At 60.0% G+C, this 20,036-nt stretch carries 23 protein-coding genes; 11 read left to right on the forward strand and 12 right to left on the reverse strand.

Annotated features, from left to right (window positions below):
- Positions 1–44: 44 nt before the first annotated feature.
- On the forward strand, positions 45–473 hold the full coding sequence (locus AC2I9W_RS01010; protein ID WP_486408224.1) for a DNA polymerase III subunit chi: 429 nt from the start codon (positions 45–47) through the stop codon (positions 471–473).
- A 3-nt stretch (positions 474–476) separates the two neighbouring features.
- On the forward strand, positions 477–1,187 hold the full coding sequence (locus tag AC2I9W_RS01015) for a hypothetical protein (RefSeq protein WP_486408225.1): 711 nt from the start codon (positions 477–479) through the stop codon (positions 1,185–1,187).
- Between the two features lie 27 nt (positions 1,188–1,214).
- On the opposite strand, the gene AC2I9W_RS01020 is transcribed toward AC2I9W_RS01015, so the two are convergent.
- The 4 genes from AC2I9W_RS01020 to AC2I9W_RS01035 form a co-directional block, all read right to left on the reverse strand.
- Positions 1,215–2,219 carry a D-2-hydroxyacid dehydrogenase family protein gene (locus AC2I9W_RS01020; RefSeq protein WP_486408226.1) on the reverse strand — a complete coding sequence of 335 codons (1,005 nt, stop codon included), beginning with the start codon at positions 2,217–2,219 and terminating at the stop codon, positions 1,215–1,217.
- A 380-nt stretch (positions 2,220–2,599) separates the two neighbouring features.
- Positions 2,600–3,019, reverse strand: coding sequence for a DUF6691 family protein (locus AC2I9W_RS01025; RefSeq protein ID WP_486408227.1), 420 nt, complete (start codon positions 3,017–3,019; stop codon positions 2,600–2,602).
- A gap of 18 nt (positions 3,020–3,037) precedes the next feature.
- Positions 3,038–3,481, reverse strand: coding sequence for a YeeE/YedE family protein (locus AC2I9W_RS01030; RefSeq protein WP_486408228.1), 444 nt, complete (start codon positions 3,479–3,481; stop codon positions 3,038–3,040).
- Complete coding sequence (locus tag AC2I9W_RS01035; protein WP_158391106.1) at positions 3,478–3,822, reverse strand: metalloregulator ArsR/SmtB family transcription factor; 345 nt, start codon at positions 3,820–3,822, stop codon at positions 3,478–3,480. Before AC2I9W_RS01035 ends, AC2I9W_RS01030 begins: the two co-directional genes overlap by 4 nt.
- A gap of 93 nt (positions 3,823–3,915) precedes the next feature.
- On the opposite strand from AC2I9W_RS01035, the gene AC2I9W_RS01040 reads away from it, so the two are divergent.
- Positions 3,916–4,848 (forward strand): MBL fold metallo-hydrolase, encoded by a 933-nt coding sequence (locus AC2I9W_RS01040; protein WP_486408229.1) that lies wholly within the window; start codon positions 3,916–3,918, stop codon positions 4,846–4,848.
- 24 nt (positions 4,849–4,872) lie between these two features.
- Here AC2I9W_RS01040 and AC2I9W_RS01045 read toward each other — a convergent pair whose 3' ends face one another.
- Positions 4,873–5,127: a hypothetical protein gene (locus tag AC2I9W_RS01045; RefSeq protein WP_486408230.1), complete on the reverse strand. Its 255-nt coding sequence runs from the start codon at positions 5,125–5,127 to the stop codon at positions 4,873–4,875.
- A gap of 172 nt (positions 5,128–5,299) precedes the next feature.
- Positions 5,300–5,707 carry a hypothetical protein gene (locus tag AC2I9W_RS01050; protein WP_486408231.1) on the reverse strand — a complete coding sequence of 136 codons (408 nt, stop codon included), beginning with the start codon at positions 5,705–5,707 and terminating at the stop codon, positions 5,300–5,302.
- A 316-nt stretch (positions 5,708–6,023) separates the two neighbouring features.
- Here AC2I9W_RS01050 and AC2I9W_RS01055 point away from each other — a divergent pair, with 316 nt between their 5' ends.
- The 4 genes from AC2I9W_RS01055 (at position 6,024) to AC2I9W_RS01070 (ending at position 9,189) form a co-directional block, all read left to right on the forward strand.
- A complete protein-coding gene (locus AC2I9W_RS01055) occupies positions 6,024–7,070 on the forward strand; it encodes a methionine ABC transporter ATP-binding protein (protein WP_486408232.1) in 1,047 nt (348 codons plus the stop codon).
- Between the two features lie 5 nt (positions 7,071–7,075).
- Positions 7,076–7,741: a methionine ABC transporter permease gene (locus AC2I9W_RS01060; RefSeq protein WP_486408233.1), complete on the forward strand. Its 666-nt coding sequence runs from the start codon at positions 7,076–7,078 to the stop codon at positions 7,739–7,741.
- A gap of 142 nt (positions 7,742–7,883) precedes the next feature.
- Entirely contained in the window at positions 7,884–8,192 is a 309-nt protein-coding gene (locus AC2I9W_RS01065) for a single stranded DNA-binding domain-containing protein (RefSeq protein WP_486408234.1), read from the forward strand.
- Between the two features lie 196 nt (positions 8,193–8,388).
- Positions 8,389–9,189 carry a MetQ/NlpA family ABC transporter substrate-binding protein gene (locus tag AC2I9W_RS01070; RefSeq protein ID WP_486408235.1) on the forward strand — a complete coding sequence of 267 codons (801 nt, stop codon included), beginning with the start codon at positions 8,389–8,391 and terminating at the stop codon, positions 9,187–9,189.
- A 253-nt stretch (positions 9,190–9,442) separates the two neighbouring features.
- Here the strand turns inward: AC2I9W_RS01070 and AC2I9W_RS01075 are convergent, their stop codons facing one another.
- The 6 genes from AC2I9W_RS01075 to AC2I9W_RS01100 all read right to left on the reverse strand — a co-directional run bounded on the left by AC2I9W_RS01075 (position 9,443) and on the right by AC2I9W_RS01100 (position 14,876).
- Positions 9,443–10,099, reverse strand: coding sequence for a nitroreductase (locus AC2I9W_RS01075; RefSeq protein ID WP_486408236.1), 657 nt, complete (start codon positions 10,097–10,099; stop codon positions 9,443–9,445).
- Between the two features lie 82 nt (positions 10,100–10,181).
- Entirely contained in the window at positions 10,182–11,435 is a 1,254-nt protein-coding gene (locus AC2I9W_RS01080) for a thiolase family protein (RefSeq protein WP_486408237.1), read from the reverse strand.
- 4 nt (positions 11,436–11,439) lie between these two features.
- Positions 11,440–12,969 carry an AMP-binding protein gene (locus tag AC2I9W_RS01085; protein ID WP_486408238.1) on the reverse strand — a complete coding sequence of 510 codons (1,530 nt, stop codon included), beginning with the start codon at positions 12,967–12,969 and terminating at the stop codon, positions 11,440–11,442.
- Positions 12,966–13,559, reverse strand: coding sequence for a biotin transporter BioY (locus AC2I9W_RS01090; RefSeq protein ID WP_486408239.1), 594 nt, complete (start codon positions 13,557–13,559; stop codon positions 12,966–12,968). Before AC2I9W_RS01090 ends, AC2I9W_RS01085 begins: the two co-directional genes overlap by 4 nt.
- Positions 13,560–13,567: 8 nt before the next feature.
- Positions 13,568–14,161: a CbiQ family ECF transporter T component gene (locus AC2I9W_RS01095; RefSeq protein ID WP_486408240.1), complete on the reverse strand. Its 594-nt coding sequence runs from the start codon at positions 14,159–14,161 to the stop codon at positions 13,568–13,570.
- Positions 14,154–14,876 carry an energy-coupling factor ABC transporter ATP-binding protein gene (locus AC2I9W_RS01100; protein ID WP_486408241.1) on the reverse strand — a complete coding sequence of 241 codons (723 nt, stop codon included), beginning with the start codon at positions 14,874–14,876 and terminating at the stop codon, positions 14,154–14,156. The genes AC2I9W_RS01095 and AC2I9W_RS01100 overlap by 8 nt, the downstream gene beginning before the upstream one ends.
- Positions 14,877–15,885: 1,009 nt before the next feature.
- Between AC2I9W_RS01100 and AC2I9W_RS01105 the strand changes: the two genes are divergently transcribed.
- Genes AC2I9W_RS01105 through AC2I9W_RS01120 form a run of 4 tightly spaced genes read left to right on the forward strand, consistent with a single transcriptional unit; the run spans position 15,886 to position 20,018 of the window.
- Positions 15,886–16,992: a LuxE/PaaK family acyltransferase gene (locus AC2I9W_RS01105; RefSeq protein ID WP_486408242.1), complete on the forward strand. Its 1,107-nt coding sequence runs from the start codon at positions 15,886–15,888 to the stop codon at positions 16,990–16,992.
- On the forward strand, positions 16,989–18,470 hold the full coding sequence (locus AC2I9W_RS01110) for an acyl-CoA reductase (RefSeq protein ID WP_486408243.1): 1,482 nt from the start codon (positions 16,989–16,991) through the stop codon (positions 18,468–18,470). The genes AC2I9W_RS01105 and AC2I9W_RS01110 overlap by 4 nt, the downstream gene beginning before the upstream one ends.
- Positions 18,460–19,233, forward strand: a complete 774-nt coding sequence (locus AC2I9W_RS01115; RefSeq protein WP_486408244.1) for an ABC transporter ATP-binding protein — start codon at positions 18,460–18,462, stop codon at positions 19,231–19,233. Before AC2I9W_RS01110 ends, AC2I9W_RS01115 begins: the two co-directional genes overlap by 11 nt.
- The gene (locus AC2I9W_RS01120; RefSeq protein ID WP_486408245.1) at positions 19,230–20,018 is read left to right on the forward strand and encodes an ABC transporter permease; all 789 of its coding nucleotides are present in this window, start codon (positions 19,230–19,232) and stop codon (positions 20,016–20,018) included. The genes AC2I9W_RS01115 and AC2I9W_RS01120 overlap by 4 nt, the downstream gene beginning before the upstream one ends.
- The last annotated feature ends 18 nt before the right edge of the window (positions 20,019–20,036 follow it).

The following is a 20,036-nucleotide window of genomic DNA, read 5'->3' on the forward strand; positions in this document are numbered from 1 at the left end:
GGCAAGCGCTGCCTGGATTCAGGTCGCGCTTGCTACTCATGCTTGTGACAGAAATTGCCTTTCATTTCAACGCGCCAGATAAACTGGGTTACGTGTGTCGCTTTGCCCGCAAGGCCTTGCGCCATGGTGCGCGTCTCGTCATTCTGGGAGAGACAGCCACTCTAGCGAGACTGTCACCTCGTCTATGGAGTGTGTCTTCCACGGACTTTCTGGCGCACGCATCCGAAGCGGATGGACCTCAGATGCAGGCGGCCTCTCCCATCGTTCTTGCAGAGCAGTTGCAGAACTTGCCCCACCAGGATGTACTGGTTAACCTAAAGGCGCAGGTGCCGGTCGAATTCGATCGTTTTGCACGGGTCGTGGAAATCGTATCCAACGATGATATGGATAGGCAGGATGCGCGCTTGCGTTGGCGCGACTACTCGGAGCGAGGCTTCTCCATTATTCGGCACGATTTGAATCTCAAGGGCTAAGCCATGAATTCGTCCTCCAAAGCTCCACCACGCTTTGTACCTACTCTGACTGAAGTGGTACCGGCTGAGGCTCTGCCGAGCCATTGTGTGCCGGATTCGACAGCGACTGCGGAGTCGGCGCAAGTGACGAATCGCAGCGAGGAAGAGCAGCCGGGTGTGTGTGAAACCTCGGTGCGGCCTTCTTTCCACTCGCCTTGGCTGTCGGATGGCCTCTATGTACGAGGAGCGCCTCCGACGATTCCGCATGAGCTTCCGCCTTTGCCAGAATCTTTGCCGCCTCAGCAGCCCTTTTCTGAGTTGCCAGCAGATGAAAAGCAGTTGATTGAGTTGGAATCACAGAGCCCTGAGACCGAATCTCTTGTCGATCCCTTGAGAGAGGATGTCTCCTTGCCCTCGGAAAGGTCAGATCATTCTGCTAATTCCGCTCGCAGACTGAACTCAATACCAGGGGCAATTGACAACAAAGGAGTGAGCAGTCTGGCAGAAGTGCTAGATGGGCAGTCTGGTGCACAAGCAGAGGAGTACTTGATTCATCGACTTATGCAGCGAGTGGATCTGGTGCTCGAGGAGCGTCTCAAGGATGCCATTGCACAAGTCGTTGAAACACAGACGCGCTCCATGGTCCGGAATTTGCGACAAGAGGTGGAGTCTGTGGTGCGCCAGTCAGTGTACGAAGCTGTGGACGCAGAGCTTTCCGCCCAGGCCCGTAAGTAAAGTCCAGGCCTATTTGGTGATTGGTCTTCAGCCTTTGCTCAGTGCCTCCGGGTTCACCAGGTTGCTGGGCTGAGCATTGACGAAGTTCACGATGTTTTCGAACGCGGCACGAAAGTAAAGCTCGTAGCTGTCCTGCTCCACATATCCGATATGAGGCGTACAGATGCAGTTTTCCAAGCGTAGTAATGCATGGCCTTGCAAGATAGGCTCGCTCTCGAAGACATCGATGGCCGCAAGGCCGGGGCGACCACGATTCAGGCCGCACAGCAAGGCCTCGGGCTCAACCAACTCTGCTCTTGAGGTGTTGACGAATAACGCAGTTGGCTTCATTCGAGAGAGGTCGTGCGCGGTCACTATGCTGCGCGTTGCTTCGTGTAGGCGCAGGTGGAGCGACAACACATCCGACTGCTCGAAAAAAGCTTCTTTGCTGGGGGCCGCGAGAAAGCCATCTGCCTGGGCTTGGCGGCGTGAAGCATCGCTGCCCCAGACGCAGACTTGCATACCGAATGCTTTTCCATAGCCTGCAACCATTTGTCCGATGCGTCCATAGCCCCAAATACCCAGCATGCGTCCGCGCAGAACGCACCCTAGCCCGAAGTTGGGCGGCATAGATGCGGCTTTGAGGCCGGACTGCTGCCATGCGCCATGCTTGAGATTCGAGACATATTGCGGGAGCCTGCGCATGGCAGACATGATCAACGCCCAGGTCAACTCTGCGGGAGCAGTGGGAGAGCCGACGCCTTCCGCAATGGCTATGCCTCGTTCGGTACAAGCCTGTACATCGATATGAGCACCGACCCTGCCCGTTTGTGCGATCAGCTTCAGACGGGGCAGCTTTTCAAGCAGCTGACGCGTTATCTGAGTGCGTTCCCGGATCAGAACAATGACATCTGCATCGCGCAGTCGAACGGAGAGCTGACCCACACCTTTGATAGTGTTGGTGTAGACCTTGGCGTTGAAAGTGTCGAGTAGCTTGGCGCAATCAAGCTTGCGAACTGCATCTTGGTAATCGTCCAAAATAACGATATTCACCACTGGAATCCCTTAAATAAGCGGCTGGTTTTATTGAGGAAAATTCAATGAAGCCAAAAGTCGAAAAACTTCTTTTGGAACGACTTAGAGTGGCGAAAGCGTGCTTAACGCAGATCACATGCTTCGACACATATCCAAACAAAATACCTGTTGATGGGGCTATTGTCGTCCAAGCAGGCTATGGATGCCGCTGAGGGCTTGCTTTATTGACAGGGAAAGCTGAATGAAGGCGCAAGTCTTGCAACCGGGAGTAAATACAGAGCGAAGTGGGTAAAACAAGAGCGCTATGACTTGGGTGCCAGTCTTGAACAAGAAAAGCCCTCCTGACTTGCATGAAATGCAGAAAAGGAGGGCTTGAGAGACCTTGGTGCTGGATGCTTCTAAGCTTGCGGCTTCGACCAAATGTGCTGTACTCCCATGCCAGCAAGCATGGCCGCAACAAATAGCCAAACTTCAGGCTTGAGTGTGCTGAGGTTCATGAGGGCTGGGCCTGGGCAAAAGCCTGCCAAACCCCAGCCTATGCCAAACAAGGCGGAGCCTGTCAGCAGCTTGCTATCGATGGCAGTGCTTATTGGGAGCTGCATGGGGACACCCAGCAAGGCTGTTTTGCGTTGCTTGGCCCAAGTGAAAGCGACTAAGCCGACAGCAATGGCTCCTCCCATCACAAATCCTAGGGAGGGATCCCATTGACCGAAAAAATCCAGAAAATTTTGCACCTTGGTGGGACTACCCATACCAGACAGGATGAGGCCTAAACCAAAAATGAGACCGCATACAAGTGCAGCAATATTGATGATCATGATGTTTCCTGTTGAGGCTTAAGCAATCACGTGGCGTATCACGAAAACAGTGATAGCGCCGGTTGCCATGAAAGTGATGGTGGCAGCGAGAGAGCGCAAGGAAAGGCGAGAGAGTCCACAGACACCGTGGCCACTGGTGCAGCCGGATCCCATGCGTGTGCCAAATCCGACCAGTAGGCCAGCGGCGATGATGACCAAGGGGTTGGAAGGCATCTGCATGTCAGGCAAGGGGGCAGATAGTTGCCATACCAGCGGTGCTGAAACCATTCCCAAGATAAAAGCCAGGCGCCAGCCCCATTGCTTGACGGAAGACCAGGTTGGTACTTGCAGTAGGGTGCCGGTAATGCCGCTGATGCCTGCCACGCGTCCAAGCAGGGCAATCAGCAGAGCGGCGGAAAGGCCGATGAGAAGGCCACCGGCAAGCGCCGACCAAGGGGTGAATTCGTTCCACAAAATGTTCATGCATGTTCTCCTGCTTGGCAAAACAATTGATGTACGGTTTGCATCAGCTGCAGTGCACGAAGATCTGCCAGCTGGTACCAGATGAACTTTCCTTCTCGGCGGGTTGTTACCAGACCTTCGCGGCGCAAGACGCCGAGCTGCTGTGATAGCGTGGGCTGAGTAATGCCGGTCAGTTGCTCCAATTCGCCCACAGTGCGCTCTTGGAGGGAGAGCTGACACAGCAAAAGCAGGCGGTCTTCATTCCCCAGTAGTTTGAGCATGATCACTGCTTCACTGGCGTGCGAGCGCATTGCCTGGAGATCCAGCGGAGGCAGACTCTCTTCAGCGTTAATGGAAGTCATGGCTTTGCCTTTTGAAATATTTCCATATATTATATAAAAAAGTATATTAATTGGTTGTGAAGGGTTTTCAGAATCATCTTGTCAGGAGTCACGATGACGGCAGTTAACAGCATGCATATCGAAGCATTTTTTGATGCAGTCACAGGAACTGTCAGCTATGTCCTTGCGGACACGCTCAGTGCAAAGGCCGCTGTGATTGATCCGGTACTGGACTTTGAACCGAAGTCAGGCACATTGAGCAGCCGGTCTGCCGACCGCCTCATTGAGTATGTGCGCAGCCAAGGATGGCAGGTGCAGTGGATTCTGGAAACTCATGCGCACGCGGATCACCTGTCTGCAGCGCAGCACATTCGCCATCACTTAGGTGGCAAGGTGACTATTGGGGCGCATATTCGTGAGGTGCAAGCTGCATTTCGCAAGATCTACCATTTCGAGCGAAGTTTTTTGCCAGATGGAAGCCAGTTTGATCACCTTGTCGAAGATGGCGAGAGCCTGCAGCTGGGCGATCTGATGTTGACGGCCATGCATGTACCTGGACACACGCCCGCCGATATGGCGTATCGAGTGGGAGATGCCGTATTTGTGGGAGACACCTTGTTCATGCCCGATGTAGGTACGGCACGTGCAGACTTTCCTGGTGGCGACGCAGTGATGCTGTACCGCTCCATTCAGCGGCTACTGGATCTGCCGTCTCAGACACGTATTTTCGTCTGTCATGACTATCCGCCCGCATCACGCGTGCCGGCCTGGCAGACGACGGTGCAAGACCAGCGAGAGCGCAATATTCATGTGCGACAAGGCATCAGCGAAGCCGAATTCGTCAAGATGCGCCTTGCTCGTGATGCCACACTGGAAATGCCGACTTTGATCCTGCCCTCGGTCCAGGTCAATGTGCGCGCCGGAAAGCTGCCGCCGGCCGAGGCTGATGGCCGAACTTATATACAGCTGCCGGTCAATGCCTTCGCTGCAAGCGAATCTGTGCCACAAGGAGTGTGGCAGAAGGATCTGACTTCTGGCGTCAAATGACAAGGCTTGCTGGGCAAGAAGAGCTCAAGGTTCGGCAGGTGCAGCCTTGTGTGATTCGAGGCTGCCAAGAGCATTGAGCCTGAGCTGCAGGCGCATCATGTGCTCGGGATAGACCAGAACTTCCTGGGTAGGCAAAGGTCGAGTGACTCCCTGAGAGTAGACCTTTAGTGCTCCCTGTACGACCTCTGGGTCATTGCTGTCGGCATACCAGGCCCAGTCGGCTAGGTGAGCAGCAAGCTCCGGCTTGCTTTCTGCAAGGGCAGTGGCGCGAAGGGTCATCTGCTTGGCGCCTCCCGCCAGCCTTGCCAGCTCTTGGGGTTGCGCTGCAAGAGGTGCGGGCCGCTAGTGGGATGGATATCGTCCCACCACGGCTGTATTCGCTGGCAACCATGTGGTCAATGTTTTGTACTGACTCGTGGGTTGAGTGGCGCTGTTTGTGCAACAGGCTAGGTCAGTGATCCGGCATGCCAAAAAGATCATGAGCATCCAGCAACTCCCAGGCAATGGAGGGGTTGCGTTCCAGTCCTTTGCGTATGGCAGCAGGGATGCTTTGGCGGGTCTTGCGGCACAGGCCGGGCATGTCCGAGAGCACAATCTGGATGCCGCGCATGGTGCGCACTTCATTGCTGCCCGGCGCAATATGAACCTGTAGGCCTAGCAAGGCGTGGATGCGCTGCTGCATATGCTCCAGATCACGCAGGCTGGTGATGTGCTCCAGCCTCAGCAAAAGCTTTTTCTCTTCTTCTCGAGTGAGCTGAAGAATGCGCAGGTCGGCACCCGGTGTGTGCAGCAACTGCTCTCGCTGACAGTCGCAGGCACCGGGCGGGCATTCAACACGGATGGGCAAGAGAGGCGGCATAGGGGCTGGGAAAGTAGGCACTCATGCTAAGCGCTGACGCATGCCTTGACCAGTCATGAAATGGGCTCAGGATCGGGGACATCGCCCGTCAATTGCCGACTTCTACGTGAATTCACTTGCCCCGGTTGGCGTCAGGTTTGCATAGACTCAGGCATCATTGAGGGTTACTACTAAAAGTAGGCTGGCTTGATCTGCCTGCTTCTACAAGAACGAAGGCTCGCGTTGCTGCTGCTCAGCGGCTTTGCTGGCGGGATGGGATCAATCACTTTTTTATAGCTGTATCCGCATTGCTTATGCGCGATAAGCGGTATTTTTCATGATAGAAATTCGGGACTTATCCCTGACATACCAAGGCCCCAAGGGCCCGGTGCATGCTTTGCGCGGCATCAATCTGGAAATCGCCTCGGGCGAGGTGTTTGGCATCATTGGCCGCTCCGGCGCTGGCAAAAGCTCGCTGGTGCGCTGCCTGAATCTGCTCAACCGTCCTACCGAAGGCAAGGTCATTGTCAATGGCCGTGACCTGATGCAGTTGTCCGATGACGAGCTGCGCGCCGCGCGCCGCGACATTGGCATGGTGTTCCAGCACTTCAACCTGCTGTCTTCGCGCACGGTGTTTGACAACGTGGCTTTGCCGCTGGAGCTGGCGGGTATCTCCAAGGAAGAGATCGCCAAGCGCGTGACGCCGCTGCTGGAGCTGGTCGGTCTGGATCATCTGTTCGACCGCTATCCGGCTCAGATCTCTGGCGGTCAAAAGCAGCGCGTGGGTATTGCCCGTGCGCTGGCCAGCAACCCCAAGGTGCTGCTCAGCGATGAGGCCACATCCGCGCTTGACCCCGAAACCACCCGCTCCATTCTGGACTTGCTGCGCAAGGTCAACCGCGAGCTGGGCGTGACCGTGGTGCTGATTACCCACCAGATGCAGGTCATCAAGCAGATTGCCGACCGCGTGGCCGTGATCGACGGCGGCAATATTGCCGAGCTGGGTTCGGTCATCGATGTGTTCACCAAGCCGCAGCAGGCCATCACCAAGAGCCTGATCGACGAGATCGTGCCCCAGCAGCTGCCCGAATCGGTGATGACGCGTGTCAGCCAGCTGGCAGCCCAGTTGCAGCCCGGCCAGCAAGGCCAGTTGCTGCGACTGTCCTATGCGGGCGAGAGCGCTTATCAGCCCATCTTGTCGCACCTGATTCGTGAGCTGGGCCTGGATCTGTCGATTCTGCATGGCCAGATCGACGAGATTCAGGAGCAGACCTTTGGCTCGCTGGCTGTGTATGCCAGCGGCGAGGCAGCCAAGATTGAGGCCGCCGTGACCCATTTGCGCGCCAGCGGCGTGCAGGTGCAGATTGTGCCCAGCAAGGACTGATAGCGATGTTTGAGAATTTTTCGGAAATGATGCTCCAGCTGCTGCTGGATTCCTTCTGGGAGACGCTGATCATGGTCGGCGTCTCAGGGCTGATTGGCGGTCTGATCGGTATTCCGCTGGGCGTGTTTCTGCGCCTGACCGATCACGGCGGCATTTTGCAGAACGGCCCGGCCAACAAGATTGTGGGTTGGATTGTGAATGCCCTGCGCTCCACGCCTTTCATCATCTTGCTGGTGGCCATCATTCCTGTGACGCGCTTCATCACCGGCTCGTCCATCGGCACCTGGGCCGCTGTCGTGCCTTTGACGATTGCCGCTGCGCCTTTCGTGGCCCGTCTCGTCGAAACGGCTCTGCGTGAAGTGGACGGTGGTTTGGTGGAGGCGGCCCAGTCCATGGGCGCCAGCACCAGCCAAATCGTCTGGAAGGTGCTGCTGCCTGAGGCGCTGCCCGGCATCGTTGCAGGCCTGACCATCAGCTTTGTCAGCCTGACCGGCTACTCGGCCATGGCCGGTGCGATTGGCGGGGGTGGCCTGGGCGACCTGGGTATTCGCTACGGCTACCAGCGCTTCCTGCCCGATGTGATGCTGGTGGTGGTGATTATTCTGATTTTCTTTGTGCAGGCCATTCAGAGCCTGGGTGACTGGGCCGTGCGCCGACTCAGCCACCGCTGAGCGCGTGGGAGCATTACAAAACTTTAAGAAAGGGGCGCATGTGCTGGAGCGAATGCTGCCCCTAAAATGCAGGTTCAAAATTTTTTTGAAAGGCCACTGCCGCGAAGGGGGGCCATGTTTTTTTTTGGATAGATAACAGCAAATGATGGATGGTTTGATTACCGGGCGCCTGACCGGCATTCCCGAGAGCCGCGTGGACCGCAACCGCCGCCCCTATATGGTGGCCCGTATGCGCGCTAACGCGGGAGATGGTTCCTCGATTCCTGTGAACATCGTCGCTTTTGACAACGCACCCTGCGCCGTGCTGCGCAGCCTTTCCGAAGGGGATGCGATTGCATTGCGCGGTAGCTTCACGCCCAAGGTCTGGATTGACCGTCAGGAAGAGGCGCATGCCGTGCTCGATGTGGTGGCGCAGCAAGTGCTGGCAGCGCCTTCGCTGTCGGATCTCTGAGCTACCGCACTACACTCTCTTGTAAAAAGCCCGCTTTTCTACAAAGCGGGCTTTTTTGTGGCTGTCTGCGTGCCCGATTCTCTTCATGGTCAATCCGTTGTTTGCATCTGAGCAATCTGTCTAAGCCGCAATGCGGAGAGCGTGGAAACTGAAGCTACATTCAGAGCAATCCTCTTTTTTTGCATAAGGAATTCCCATGTTGAACAAGCGCTCGCTTTTACGCACTACTTTGGCTGTGGCCGCCGCCAGCGCGCTGGGCTTTGCTGCCCAGGCCCAGGACAAGACCATCAAGATCGGAGTGACTGCCGGCCCTCACGCTCAGATCATGGAAGTGGTCAAGAAAGTGGCAGCCAAGAACGGTCTGAACCTCAAGATCGTCGAGTTTGGCGACTATGTGCAGCCCAATGCCGCGCTGGCGTCTGGTGATCTGGATGCCAACAGCTACCAGCACCGTCCTTATCTGGATGCCCAGCTCAAGGACCGTGGCTACAAGATCAGCTGGGTGGCCGATACCGTGAACTTCCCCATCGGCATTTATTCCAAGAAGATCAAAAAGCTGGCCGACCTGCCGACAGGAGCCAAGTTCGGCCTGCCCAATGACCCCACCAATGGCGGTCGTGCCTTGCTGCTGCTGCAGGGCCAGGGCCTGGTCAAGCTCAAGGACGGCGCGGGCCTGAAGGCAACGCCGCTGGACATCGTGGCCAACCCCAAGAAGCTCAAGTTCGTCGAGCTGGATGCTGCGCAGCTGCCGCGTTCGCTGGACGATCTGGATGCCTCCACCGTCAACACTAATTTTGCAATTGCTGCGGGCCTGAATCCCAAGAAGGATGCGATCGCACTGGAGTCGGCCAAGAACCCCTATGTGAACATCATGGTGGTGCGCGATGCCGACAAGAACCAGCCCTGGGTGGCGCAGCTGATCAAGTCCTACCACTCCGAGGAAGTGCGCCAGTTCATTGACAAGGAGTTCAAGGGCTCTGTGTTTCCGGCGTTCTGATCGTTACCCCCTGAGGCGCTTCGCGCCTTCCCCCAAGGGGGACGACAGCCTCGCTGCGGGGCGGCCCTTGCTTGCTGTCTCTTGGATGGGGCATGCCTGCTTTGAGGGCATTTAGCTAAAGCGCTGCATTGGCAGCGCTTTTTCTTTGACTCTTGATTTTGTAGCTGCTTGCGCTTGCCACTTCTTGGTTTTAGGTAGTTAATGCCTTGAAACCTATTGTTTTCATGCGCTGGCAGCTATCTTTATTCAAGCACTATTCAAGTGTCTGAAACCACTCGCCCAACGGCGCACGCGTGGTCTGGGTCTGGTTGACGGGCGCGGATTCATCGGCCCAGCCCAGGGCCAGTCCGCAGACGATGTGCTTGTTCTCGGGCAGGTCCAGCACGCGGCGCACGGTGGCGGGGTAGGAGGCCAGGGCCCCTATGGCGCAGCTGCCCAGGCCCATGGCGGCGGCGGCCAGTTGCAGGCCGTAGAGCGTCATGCCCAGGTCCATATAGCCGCCGGGGCCGTAGTGGGAGTCAATCGTCACGACCAGTGCCACTGGCGCGTCGAAGAAGCGGTAGTTGCGCGCAAACTGGGCATCGCGCCCGGCGCGGTCGTCGCGCGCTACGCCAAGAGCGCCATACAAAGCCTGGGCCGAAGCCACCTGGCGCTTGCGCAGTTGCATGGGCATGGGGCGGGGGAAGTAGGCGTAGTCTTCCTGCTCGGGTGCCTGGCTTTCAAAGTCCTGCAGCAGGGCTGCTGTCAACTGCTCGCGCACCGTGCCGCGCACTGCAATCAATTGGCCGGGCTGCAGATTACCGCCGCTGGGGGCCTGGCGCGCCGTCAGCAGCAATTGCTGCAGCAGTTCATCGGACACGGCATCGGTCAGAAACGCGCGTGTGGAGCGGCGCTGCTGCATCAAGGCCATTCCGGCTGGTACATCAGAGTTCTCAGATGTTTTTGCGGTTAAACCAATGCTGGTCATGGGGTGGTGGCTATCAAAAATTCATTCAAGATGAGGGCGGAAGGCATTGCACCAGGGTTGCTGCGCCTATGCCTCCGGCTCCGGCGATGGCAGCAAGGCCCAGGGCAGGGCAGGCGGACTGAGCCTGAAGCTCCAGCTCAGTCAGACAGCGCACCAGCGCAATCGCACCCGATGCACCAATGGGGTGGCCGCGCGCCAGTCCGCCGCCTGCGGTGTTGATTTGCTCGGACTCAAGCCCCAGTGCGGCGCAGAAGGCCAGGCCTTGCACGGCAAAGGCGTCATGCAGCTCTATTGCAGCCAGATCCTGAATGGACAGGGAGGGCTGTGACAGCGCAGTCTGCCCTCTTTGCAGGGCCAGGCGTGCAGCGGCAATGGCGGCCAGCAGCGGGGTTTCGGGGGCCGCACCCACGCTGGCGCTGGCCAGCCAGTGGGCGCGAGGCTGCAAGCCCCATTGCGCGCAGGCCTGGGGTGTGGCCAGCAGCAGCAAGGCCGCACCATCGGCTTTGGCCGAAATGGTCAGTGCGCTCAGCGCATGGGCCTTGATGTGATCTGCGCCGCTGCCGTTGTCATTGTTGTTGATGCTGTTGCTGGCTTGGTAGTCGCCCTGGGCGACCACCGGCATGCGGGCCGCACGCTCGGGCGTGAGGGCGCGGGGATAGCTGTCATGCGCCAGGCCCGCTACCGGCACGATCTCTGCCGTCAGCCGGCTTTGTGCGGCCAGCGCCCGCCGGTGACTGTGCAGGGCGTATTGCTCCTGCTGCGAACGTGTGAAGCCGTGTTGAAAGGCATAGTCGGCGGCCGACTGCAGCATGTCCGGGTCTCGCGCCGGGTCGGGGGCAAAAGGTGGGCGTTCGTAGCTTTGCGGCAGCTCGTCACGGCTGAGCGGGCGGGTCTGGCGTATGGGCGAGCGGCTCCAGGCTTCGATGCCACCCGCAATCACCACCTCGGCCTGGCCGGTTTGCAGCAGGCCGACGGCCATGGCAACAGCATCCAGCCCCGAGCAGCACTGGGTATCAATGGTGTGCGCCGCGCAGCTATCGGGCAGGCCTGCAGCCAAAGACAGCATGCGGGCCGGATTGCCGCCTGCGCCCAAGGCATTGCCAATGACCACGGCGTCGACAGCCTGCGCGGGCAGCCCGCATTGCTGCAAAAGCGCGTGAAGCAGGGGGGCGCCCAGCTCGTGCGGAGCCAGTTGTGCCAAAGCCGTGCCTGCGGGGGCTATTGGGGCTACTGGGCTGCGCGCCCAGGCAAGGATGGGAATAGGAGTGGGCTGGGGCATGGCTTTAACGCTGCAAGGCTTGCAGGGCAGGCAGGCCGCTGTCTGCGTTGTGGGTGGGCGAAGCTGTTGCACCACTCGCCAGCAAAGCCTTGGCGAGCTTGCCGTGGTCGGTCTTGCCGCTGGCGGTTTGCGGCCATTGCGTGCAAAACCACCACTGGCGCGGGACCTTGAAGGCCTCCGTGCGCTCGCGCAGCCACTGACTGAGCTGCAGTGCGCTCGGAGGCTGCGCAGAGTGCTCTTCTTTCCATTGCACCACGGCATGCACCTGCATGCCGCGCAGGGTGTCTGCCTGACCGTGCAGCGACACCTGTGCAATGGCAGGGTGGCTGGCCAGCAGGTTTTCCACCTCTTCGGGAAACAGGTTTTTGCCCTGGGTGACGATCATGCGGCTCTGGCGTCCGGCCAGGCACAGCATTCCGCGCTCGTCGATATGGCCCATGTCACGCACGGACAGCCAGTCGCCATCGCGCAGCACGGCCGTGGGGTCGTGGGCGTCGCCCACATAGTCCATGAAAAGCATGGGGCTGCGAATGTAGATCAGCCCGTCATCGCCATGGCTGCTGGTGGGGTCGGCCAGGCTGTGATCGGTGCTGGGGCGAATGTCGAGGTCCACATTGCTGAAGGGCCTGCCCACGGCCTGCGGGCTGCTGTGCTCATCGGCTTCCATCCAGGCAACGAAGCTGGCCTCGGACGCGCCATAGAACTCGATGATGCGCGCCTTGGGGAACAGGGCACGCAGCGCGGGCGTGTGAGCGCGCATCCAGCGTGCGCCGCTGATGGTGATCAGTTGCACCTCGGCAATGGGGGCGAGCTTGCGGTGCTCGGCCCATTGCAGCATCAGCAGCAACTGGCTTGGCACGGCGATGAGGCAGGGCGTGTCGCCACGCGCCAGGGTGCTCAGACAGCGCGAGGCCGAGAACTTCTCTTGCATGACCGCGCCGCTGCCATACCAGATGCCTTGCATGGCGCCGAACAGAAACAGCGAGTGCGAGATGCGCCCCGGCGCCAGCGTGCGCTGGGCGACCACGGGGCCGAAGTCCTGCAGGCCGACGCGAAAGCTCTCCGTCCACGACCGGTGGTGGCGCTTGAAGCCCTTGGGCATGCCGGTGCTGCCCGAGGTAAAGCCGGTGTAGAAGGCCGCGGTTGGCTGGGCTTCTTTGAGGGAGCTGGGCTCGGTGGGTAGCCAGCTTTCGATGCGCTGGCGCACATTGGGCTGCCAGTCCGGGTCCGCCACGGCGGCGCAGCGGCCACTGTGGATGACGGCCAGAAAGTCCACCAGCCGCTCCAGTGTGGACTGGCTGGCGTCCAGCAGCACCATCTCCGGGGCGCATTGCGCGACAAGGCGTGCAGAGCGCCGCAGCACTTCACGGTGTAACTGGGCAAACGTCCAGCTCTGCGCCTCGTTCTCAAGCGCGATGACCTGGGGTCGGTGCTCGGCCCAGTGGGTCAGAGGCCCGTGCACCAGCTGCCACAGGCCTTGCAGGGGGGCGTGAAAGGGCGGCTGAAGCTGAGTGGCAGCGGACTCCAGACTCATGCCCGGCCACCAAAGCGCCAGTCCGGCATGCCGCGGGCCACGGTGTGAACAATGATGGCGCACAGCACGCACTTGATGAAGTCACCGGGCACAAAGGCCAGGGTCACGGCAAAGGCCTGGCTCAGGCTCATCTTGGCCAGCAGCATCAAGCCCATGACGCCGAAGGCGTGCAGGCACAGCAGACCGCCGATGAGCGAGGCCACAAAAGCACTGAGGGCCGTGCGGCGCGGCGTGCTCTGGGGCAGGGCCGCCATGAGGGCACCGATGATGCAGGCGGCCAGGGCATAGCCCACCAGATAGCCGGCAGACGGCGCCAGAAAGACCCCAATGCCGCCGCGCCCGCCCGACAGCAAAGGCAGGCCAACGGCCACCGCAGCCAGGAATAGCAGCATGGACTGCAGACCGCGCCAGGGGCCGAGCATGACGCCGGCCAGCATCACACCCAGCGACTGGATGGTGATGGGCACGCCCAGCGGCAGGTCGATCTTGGGGATCAGGCCCATCACAGCCATGAGCGCTGCAAACAGCGAAACCTGGGCCATGGAGCGTGCGCCGCGGCGCGATACGGTGTGAGAGGGAGTGGTCATCATCAAATCTCCTAAAAACCCAGTCTGGCCCAGAGGGCGTCGGCCACACGGCGCGTGGCCTGCAGCATGTGAATCGTCAGTGGTGCAATCAGGCGCAGGCCGCCGCCTTTGCCGGTGCGCAGGCGGTGCGCTTCATCGAGCTTCTTCCATTGCACAAAAAAATGCTCGGTAAAGCGCAGCATTAGTGCGATCTGCATGGCCACGCGCTCGGTGGGCATGCCCAGTCGCGCCAGCGGTGCCAGCAGCCATTCGAGCACCTCGACCAGATCGCTGGGGCGGGTGGTCACGGTCAGTGCAATGCCTAGCGTGGAGGCGCAGATCAGGCGCAGGCTGCTCACCGCTGCCAGCGCATGGTTGCCCATGAAGACATGAAAACCCGCCACCAGCAGCGCGGCAATGATGACCGAGCGCATCAGGCGACGGGCAATGCGTGTGGCCTGGCCCAGCGAGAACCAGAGAATGACGCAAAGCAGCCCGCAGCCCGCCAGAAGCATGGGGCTGCTCGTCAAAAAAAGCAGCGTTCCTAGCGCAGCCAGCAAGGCCAGCTTGAAACCGGCCGGCCAGCGGTGCAGCCAGGTGGGCAGTTCGCTGTAGAGGCTACCCATGGCGCACACCTGCTGTGCTCTGTTGTGTCAGCTGCTGCTTCACCGCCTCTTCGTAGGCGTGGCAAACCTCACGGCCAGCACCGTCGCCGAGCAAGTGGCCTTGCTCCAGCCAGATTACGCGCTCAAAGTCGCGCACATGGTCCAGCACATGGGTGGAGACCAGCACCTGCTGAGGTGCGGCGGCAATGTCCTGCGCCAGTCGCGCTTGGCCAGGCAGATCCAGGCTGGCAAAGGGCTCATCGAGCAGCAGCAGTTGAGGAGCGGCAATCAGCAGCGAGAGCCAGCACACCTGCTGGCGCTGACCCTGGCTGAGACTGCCTACGGCGCGCTCTGCCCAGTGCTCCAGCCCGCGCGCGGCCAGCAGCTCGCGGGCCTTGGCTCTGGCTTGCTGCTTGTTCAGGCCCTGAGGGCGCAGTCCCAGCGCCAGCTCTTCTTCGACGGTGGGAAAAATGATCTGGTCGTCGGGGTTTTGAAACATCAGTCCGACCAGCCCAGGTTTGTTTTGGCGAGCCTCCTGCAAGGGCGTGTCATCGATCAGAACTTGGCCGGACTGCGGCTGCTCCAGCCCGCACAGCAGTCGAAACAGGCTGGACTTGCCCGCGCCGTTATTGCCAATGACGCCAATGCGCTTTTCGGTCAGCTGGAGATTGAGGCCGTCAAAAACCTGTGTCTGACCGCGCTGCAGCTTGATATCGACCAACTGCACGCCGCTCATGCCAAAGCTCCTTCAATGTGGAGACGGGCGAGCGAAGAGGCTGCAAAAGCGACAGGAGCGAAAGAGGTGGCTGGAGCGGCAAGAGGGGACATACGGGGAAACCTGAAACCTTGATCCGGACTGCCAAACGAGCCGGACTGCATTGGTGGCGGATTCTAGCGCTGCCAAATTTCTTTCAAAAGCCTGCAATTTGATCTCTTTTTATATGAAATTCGTATAAGAGATGACTTCTTCACCGCCAGTGCTTAGGAGCCAGCGCGGGGCCGGCATTTGGCGGCAGTTAAGGGGCAGTTGCCTGTGCGTTGTGGAGAAAAGTTTTTTCATGCTCGCTTTTTGCCCTCTTCAGCAGCTAACTTCGCTGAAGCTGCGGCGGAAGTGCTTTGCAGATGAATGGTGTTGTGCGTGGATGGCGGTGTTTTGACGTCACTTGGATGCGAAAACTGGGGAAGTATGCGGATGCATTGCGAGCAAGGGGAAGGAAATACGCTCTGAGGTCCTGTTTTTGAGCGAGTTGAGGACTTTTTCAAGCCGGAAAAATTTTTGAAAAAGATGCGGATAGATGTGGATGAGAGGGTGCATGTGCAGTTAAGCCCATGAATACATGTCTCGGGGGAGCCGGAGGCCGTCTCTTGCGGATATCCCAAAGAACAAAAGCAGGAGCTGATTGCGCTTGTGGAAATTCAGTTTCAAAGGCTTTTGGTGCTGCAATCAATACACGCCTTGCGCTGCAAGCTCCTTTTTTGAGAGTTCCGACTTCTTCTTGGATCCTCTCTTGTACTGATGCACTCATATATAGAGAGACGGCATGGAGCGCCTCTTGAGAGGCTTCCCCGTTGGGTTAAGATCATGCGGCGCTCCGGGGTGCACAAGCGTGCTGAGATCGATACCCGCGAACTTGACCCGGTTCATACCGGCGGAAGAAGAGCTTGCAAACTGACCGCAGGGCAGAGATTTGTCGCATGGTCAGTGAGCCTTCGGAGCATGATGACCCCGCTCTCGAAGGAATTTCATGGATAAGGCCGCTTCTCTGGTCGCCGATCTGCTTGCTTTCATCGCTCTGGATGAGGGCTCTGACGACCAGTTCAACCAACTCGCTCTGCGCCTTTTCGCCTACCAGTACGAAAACAACGCACCGTTTCGCAGCTTTTGCCAGCGACGCGGCGCTACGCTGCGCAATGTGAAAAGCTGGCGCGATATCCCGGCGGTGCCTATCGATGCCTTCAAGGCCATGGAGCTGCGCAGCGAGCCTCCTCGTGCGGACGAGCGCGTATTCATGACCAGTGGAACGACGGGCCAGGCCAAGGGGCTGTCGGCACGGGGGCGTCACTTTCATCCGCAGCTGGCTGTTTATGACCTGTCCATGAAGCGCTATTTCTCCAAGCGATTCATGCAGGGCGTGGAGCGCATGCCCATGGGCATTCTGTTTCCGGATGAGCAGACTATGCCCAACTCCTCGCTGGCTCACTATCTGGCGCTGGCCAAGTCCGAGTTCGGCAGCGAAGGCAGCCGCTACTACCTGAACTCCGAAGGGCTGGACATGCCCGCTTTGTGCGCTGCGCTGGAGGAGTCAGAGCGCAGCGGCCAACCCTTTGCTCTGCTGGGCGCAAGCTTCAGCCTGGTTCATGTCATGGATGCCTTGCGTGCCCAGGGCCGCAGCTTTCGCCTGCCTGAAGGCAGTCGCATCCTCGACACCGGTGGCTACAAGGGGCAGTCGCGCGAGCTGCCGCTCGAGGAGTTCTATGCCGAGCTGTCGCAGCTGCTGGGTGTGCCGCGCCGCCTGTGCATCAATATGTATGGCATGACGGAGCTGAGTACCCAGTTCTATGACGATGGCAATGCCACGCTGCCGGCAGTCAAGTCCGGGCCGCACTGGATTCGCTCGCGTCTGGTCGAGCCCATCACCGGCCGGGACGTGGCACCTGGCGAGCGCGGCATTCTGGTGCATTGCGATCTGGCCAACTACAACGCAGTCACCACGATCCTGACCGAGGATGTGGGCTTGTGGGCGGGCGCGCAGGAGTCTGACGGATTCTTGCTGCTAGGCCGTGCCGAAGGCGCTGCGGCCAAGGGCTGCTCGCTGGCGGTGGAAGAGTTTGTGAAGGCTGCCAGCGCATGAGCCAGAAGCTTGCGGTCGATGCCGGAGCAGCTCAGCGTATCAAGGCAGGCTATTTGCCAGGCTTGAGCGACGATGAGGTGCAGTGGCAGGTGCTGCCCTTTGAGGCGCGCGATGGCCTGAGGCTGGAGGTGTGCGTGCCCATGCTGACGGCACCGCAGATGTTGGCGCTGGCCGAGCGCGTGCGCAAGGCGGCTGATATCCATCTGCGCTCCATGCCGGTGGCCGAAATCATTGAGGCCATTGACCGCGCCATGGCTCGGCTGCTTGATCGCAACGACGTCTATCGACAGCTGGCCGAGCGCTGGCTGCCCGTGGTCAGCGGCTATGACGTCGACATGGTGCGGCTGGGGCTGACGGGATTTTTCAAGACTTTCAGGGCAGCACAGCTCAAGCGCTTTGTGGCTGAAGATTTTGCCAACCCGGCCGTGCTCGACAGCTTTCAGCCTGCCGCCAAGGGCGGTGCGGTGCGTGCCTTTGGTCCGAATCTGCTGGTGCACAGCTGGGCTGGCAATGTACCAGCGCTGTCGCTGTGGAGTCTGGTTTGCGGCCTGCTGGTCAAGGCCCCTGCCATTGGCAAGCTGGCCAGTGCTGAACCTTTGTTTGCGGGCTGGTTTGCACGCCTGCTGGCCGAGGTGCACCCGCCGCTGGCCGATTGCCTGGCCGTGGTGTGGTGGCGCGGCGCAGGAGGCGAAGAGGCCGATGCGCTCTACGCCCAGGCCGATACGGTGTTGGCCTATGGCGGCAACCCGACGCTGGACGCGCTGCGCCGCCGCCTGCCGGTGACCACGCGCTTTTTGCCCCATGGTCACAAGCTGGGCTTTGGCCTGATTGCGGCGCAGGCGCTGGACACACTCAAGGCTCCTGCCATGGCAAGACTGGCCGCCTGGGATGTGATGCGCTATGACCAGCAAGGCTGCTACTCGCCCCATGTGTTTTATGTGCAGCGCGGCGGGGCCGTGTCACCGCGTGCGTTTGCCGACTATCTGGCGGCCGAGCTGGCCAATCTGCAGCGCCGCTTTGCACGCCGCGAGCTGGATCTGGAAGAGGGCGCAGCCGTCGCCCGCTGGCAGCAGAGCATGGAGTGGAGCGCCGAGCCGCCGCAACTGCTGGGCCCTGTGGATGCGGCCTGGAGCGTGGCTTACAGCGATGGTCTGCAGCCCCTGATGCCAACGGCGCTGCAGCGCACGATTGCTGTGGTGGCCATAGACAGTCTGGACGAGGTGCTGCCGGTGTTGGCTGCCCAGCGTGACTATCTGCAGACGGCCGGCATCGCGGCCAGCCCCGAGCAGTTGTACCGGCTGGCCGGTTTGCTGGGCGCAGCAGGCGTGACGCGCATCAGCGCCATTGGCTCCATGAGCATGCCCGAGGCGGGCTGGCACCATGACGGGCGCTTCAATCTGCTCGATCTGGTGCGCATGACGGAGATCGAGCAGTCGGCAGAACTCGCTGCTCAGCCGCTGGCCGCTTATGCAGACTAAGGGAGTGGACACAGCCGTGGCATTCATGGAGTTCAGGCAGGCTCGATTCAGCTATCCGGGGCGAGCAGCTGTGGTGGACGGTGTGGACTGGCAGGTCGGAGCCGGAGAGTTTCACTGCCTGCTGGGGCGCAGTGGCTGTGGCAAGACCACGCTGCTCAAGCTGGCGGCAGGGCTGCTCAGGCCTCAGACGGGCCATGTCTTGCTGGGTGGAAATGAACTGGCAAAACCCGGGCCGCAACTGGGCTTCATGTTCCAGGCTCCGACGCTGCTGGACTGGCATTCGGTGCTTGATAACGTGCTGCTGCCGGTGTCGCTGCAGCGCAAGCCCACGCAGCAGGATCAGCGCATTGCCATGCAGTGGCTGGAACAACTGGGGCTTGACGACCATGCGCAGCATTACCCCAGGCAGCTTTCCGGCGGCCAGCAAAGCCGCGTGGCACTGGCTCGGGCCTTGATTCTTGAGCCCGCGCTGCTGCTGCTTGATGAGCCGTTTGCCGCGCTGGATGCCATCACGCGTGCCGAGCTGCAGGACGATCTGCGGCGCACCTGCCAGCGCCATGGAACGACGGTGCTGTTTGTGACCCATGACATTAACGAGGCCGTCTACCTGGGCGACCGCATTGCGCTCATGCATGGTGGTCGCATTGTGGATGACTGGACGATCAAGCTGCCGCAGCCGCGTACTCAGGACATGCGCCACGGCACCGTGTTCAACGATTACTGTGCCCGCGTGCGTGCCTCCATGGACAGAGGTGTGGCATGAAGCTCCTGCTAACCAAGTCGCGCCTGCTGTCCGCTTTGCTTTTGATAGCTGTACTCGCAATATGGGAGCTGGCTACAAGGCAATTTGGCTTGTCCTCCTTGGTGCTACCTGCACCGTCGGCGGTGGCGGAGTCTCTGTGGTCGGGCCTGCGCTCTGGCTACTTTTGGCCGCACCTGTGGGCCAGCCTGAAGGCTTTGCTGCTGGGGCTGCTCATTGGCAGTGCCGTGGGGCTTGTCAGTGGCATGGCCTTGGCGGAGTTCCCCTTGATGGAGCGCGTGCTCAAGCCCTATGTGGTGGTCAGCCAGGTGGTGCCCAAGCTGGCCTTGGCTCCCTTGTTTGTGCTGTGGTTCGGCTTTGGCCTGCTGCCGGTTGTGCTGATCACGGCGCTGATCTGCTTTTTCCCGCTGTTGGAAAACACGCTCATGGGCTTGCGACAGGTTGACGCGCAGCGCTTGCAGCTGTTTCAGATGCTGGGCGCGAGCCGTCTGCAGACCTTGCTGCGGCTGAAGCTGCCGACAGGCTTGCCTGCCATTTTTGCGGGCCTGCGCGTGGCCGTAGTGCTGGCGCTGGTTGGTGTGGTGGTGGCCGAGTTCATGGGCGCAAGCCAGGGCCTGGGTGCCGTGGTCATCGCGGCGCAGGGAATGATGGACACCACGCTGATGTTTGCAGTGCTGGTGCTGATCGCCATGCTGGGGCTGATGCTTTATCAGGCCTTTCTATTGCTGGAGCGCCGCTTGCTGCGTGCGCATTCCCTCTCAACTCCGCAGTCCAGCCGCAGCAGATGAGTGTGCTACGACTGCATC

Source organism: Comamonas sp. FUJ_7 (assembly GCF_057369555.1).

Excerpts from the sequence above, each read along its gene's own strand:
- AC2I9W_RS01045 (WP_486408230.1), bottom strand. The coding sequence starts at position 5,127 with ATGACCCTTCGCGCCACTGCCCTTGCAGAAAGCAAGCCGGAGCTTGCT.
- AC2I9W_RS01080 (WP_486408237.1), bottom strand. The coding sequence starts at position 11,435 with ATGCCCCAGCCCACTCCTATTCCCATCCTTGCCTGGGCGCGCAGCCCA.
- AC2I9W_RS01100 (WP_486408241.1), bottom strand. The coding sequence starts at position 14,876 with ATGAGCGGCGTGCAGTTGGTCGATATCAAGCTGCAGCGCGGTCAGACA.
- AC2I9W_RS01105 (WP_486408242.1), top strand. The coding sequence starts at position 15,886 with ATGGATAAGGCCGCTTCTCTGGTCGCCGATCTGCTTGCTTTCATCGCT.
- AC2I9W_RS01115 (WP_486408244.1), top strand. The coding sequence starts at position 18,460 with ATGCAGACTAAGGGAGTGGACACAGCCGTGGCATTCATGGAGTTCAGG.
- AC2I9W_RS01050 (WP_486408231.1), bottom strand. The coding sequence starts at position 5,707 with ATGCCGCCTCTCTTGCCCATCCGTGTTGAATGCCCGCCCGGTGCCTGC.
- AC2I9W_RS01040 (WP_486408229.1), top strand. The coding sequence starts at position 3,916 with ATGACGGCAGTTAACAGCATGCATATCGAAGCATTTTTTGATGCAGTC.
- AC2I9W_RS01085 (WP_486408238.1), bottom strand. The coding sequence starts at position 12,969 with ATGAGTCTGGAGTCCGCTGCCACTCAGCTTCAGCCGCCCTTTCACGCC.
- AC2I9W_RS01070 (WP_486408235.1), top strand. The coding sequence starts at position 8,389 with ATGTTGAACAAGCGCTCGCTTTTACGCACTACTTTGGCTGTGGCCGCC.
- AC2I9W_RS01075 (WP_486408236.1), bottom strand. The coding sequence starts at position 10,099 with ATGGCCTTGATGCAGCAGCGCCGCTCCACACGCGCGTTTCTGACCGAT.
- AC2I9W_RS01035 (WP_158391106.1), bottom strand. The coding sequence starts at position 3,822 with ATGACTTCCATTAACGCTGAAGAGAGTCTGCCTCCGCTGGATCTCCAG.
- AC2I9W_RS01060 (WP_486408233.1), top strand. The coding sequence starts at position 7,076 with ATGTTTGAGAATTTTTCGGAAATGATGCTCCAGCTGCTGCTGGATTCC.
- AC2I9W_RS01025 (WP_486408227.1), bottom strand. The coding sequence starts at position 3,019 with ATGATCATCAATATTGCTGCACTTGTATGCGGTCTCATTTTTGGTTTA.
- AC2I9W_RS01120 (WP_486408245.1), top strand. The coding sequence starts at position 19,230 with ATGAAGCTCCTGCTAACCAAGTCGCGCCTGCTGTCCGCTTTGCTTTTG.
- AC2I9W_RS01110 (WP_486408243.1), top strand. The coding sequence starts at position 16,989 with ATGAGCCAGAAGCTTGCGGTCGATGCCGGAGCAGCTCAGCGTATCAAG.
- AC2I9W_RS01015 (WP_486408225.1), top strand. The coding sequence starts at position 477 with ATGAATTCGTCCTCCAAAGCTCCACCACGCTTTGTACCTACTCTGACT.
- AC2I9W_RS01095 (WP_486408240.1), bottom strand. The coding sequence starts at position 14,161 with ATGGGTAGCCTCTACAGCGAACTGCCCACCTGGCTGCACCGCTGGCCG.
- AC2I9W_RS01030 (WP_486408228.1), bottom strand. The coding sequence starts at position 3,481 with ATGAACATTTTGTGGAACGAATTCACCCCTTGGTCGGCGCTTGCCGGT.
- AC2I9W_RS01065 (WP_486408234.1), top strand. The coding sequence starts at position 7,884 with ATGATGGATGGTTTGATTACCGGGCGCCTGACCGGCATTCCCGAGAGC.
- AC2I9W_RS01055 (WP_486408232.1), top strand. The coding sequence starts at position 6,024 with ATGATAGAAATTCGGGACTTATCCCTGACATACCAAGGCCCCAAGGGC.
- AC2I9W_RS01090 (WP_486408239.1), bottom strand. The coding sequence starts at position 13,559 with ATGATGACCACTCCCTCTCACACCGTATCGCGCCGCGGCGCACGCTCC.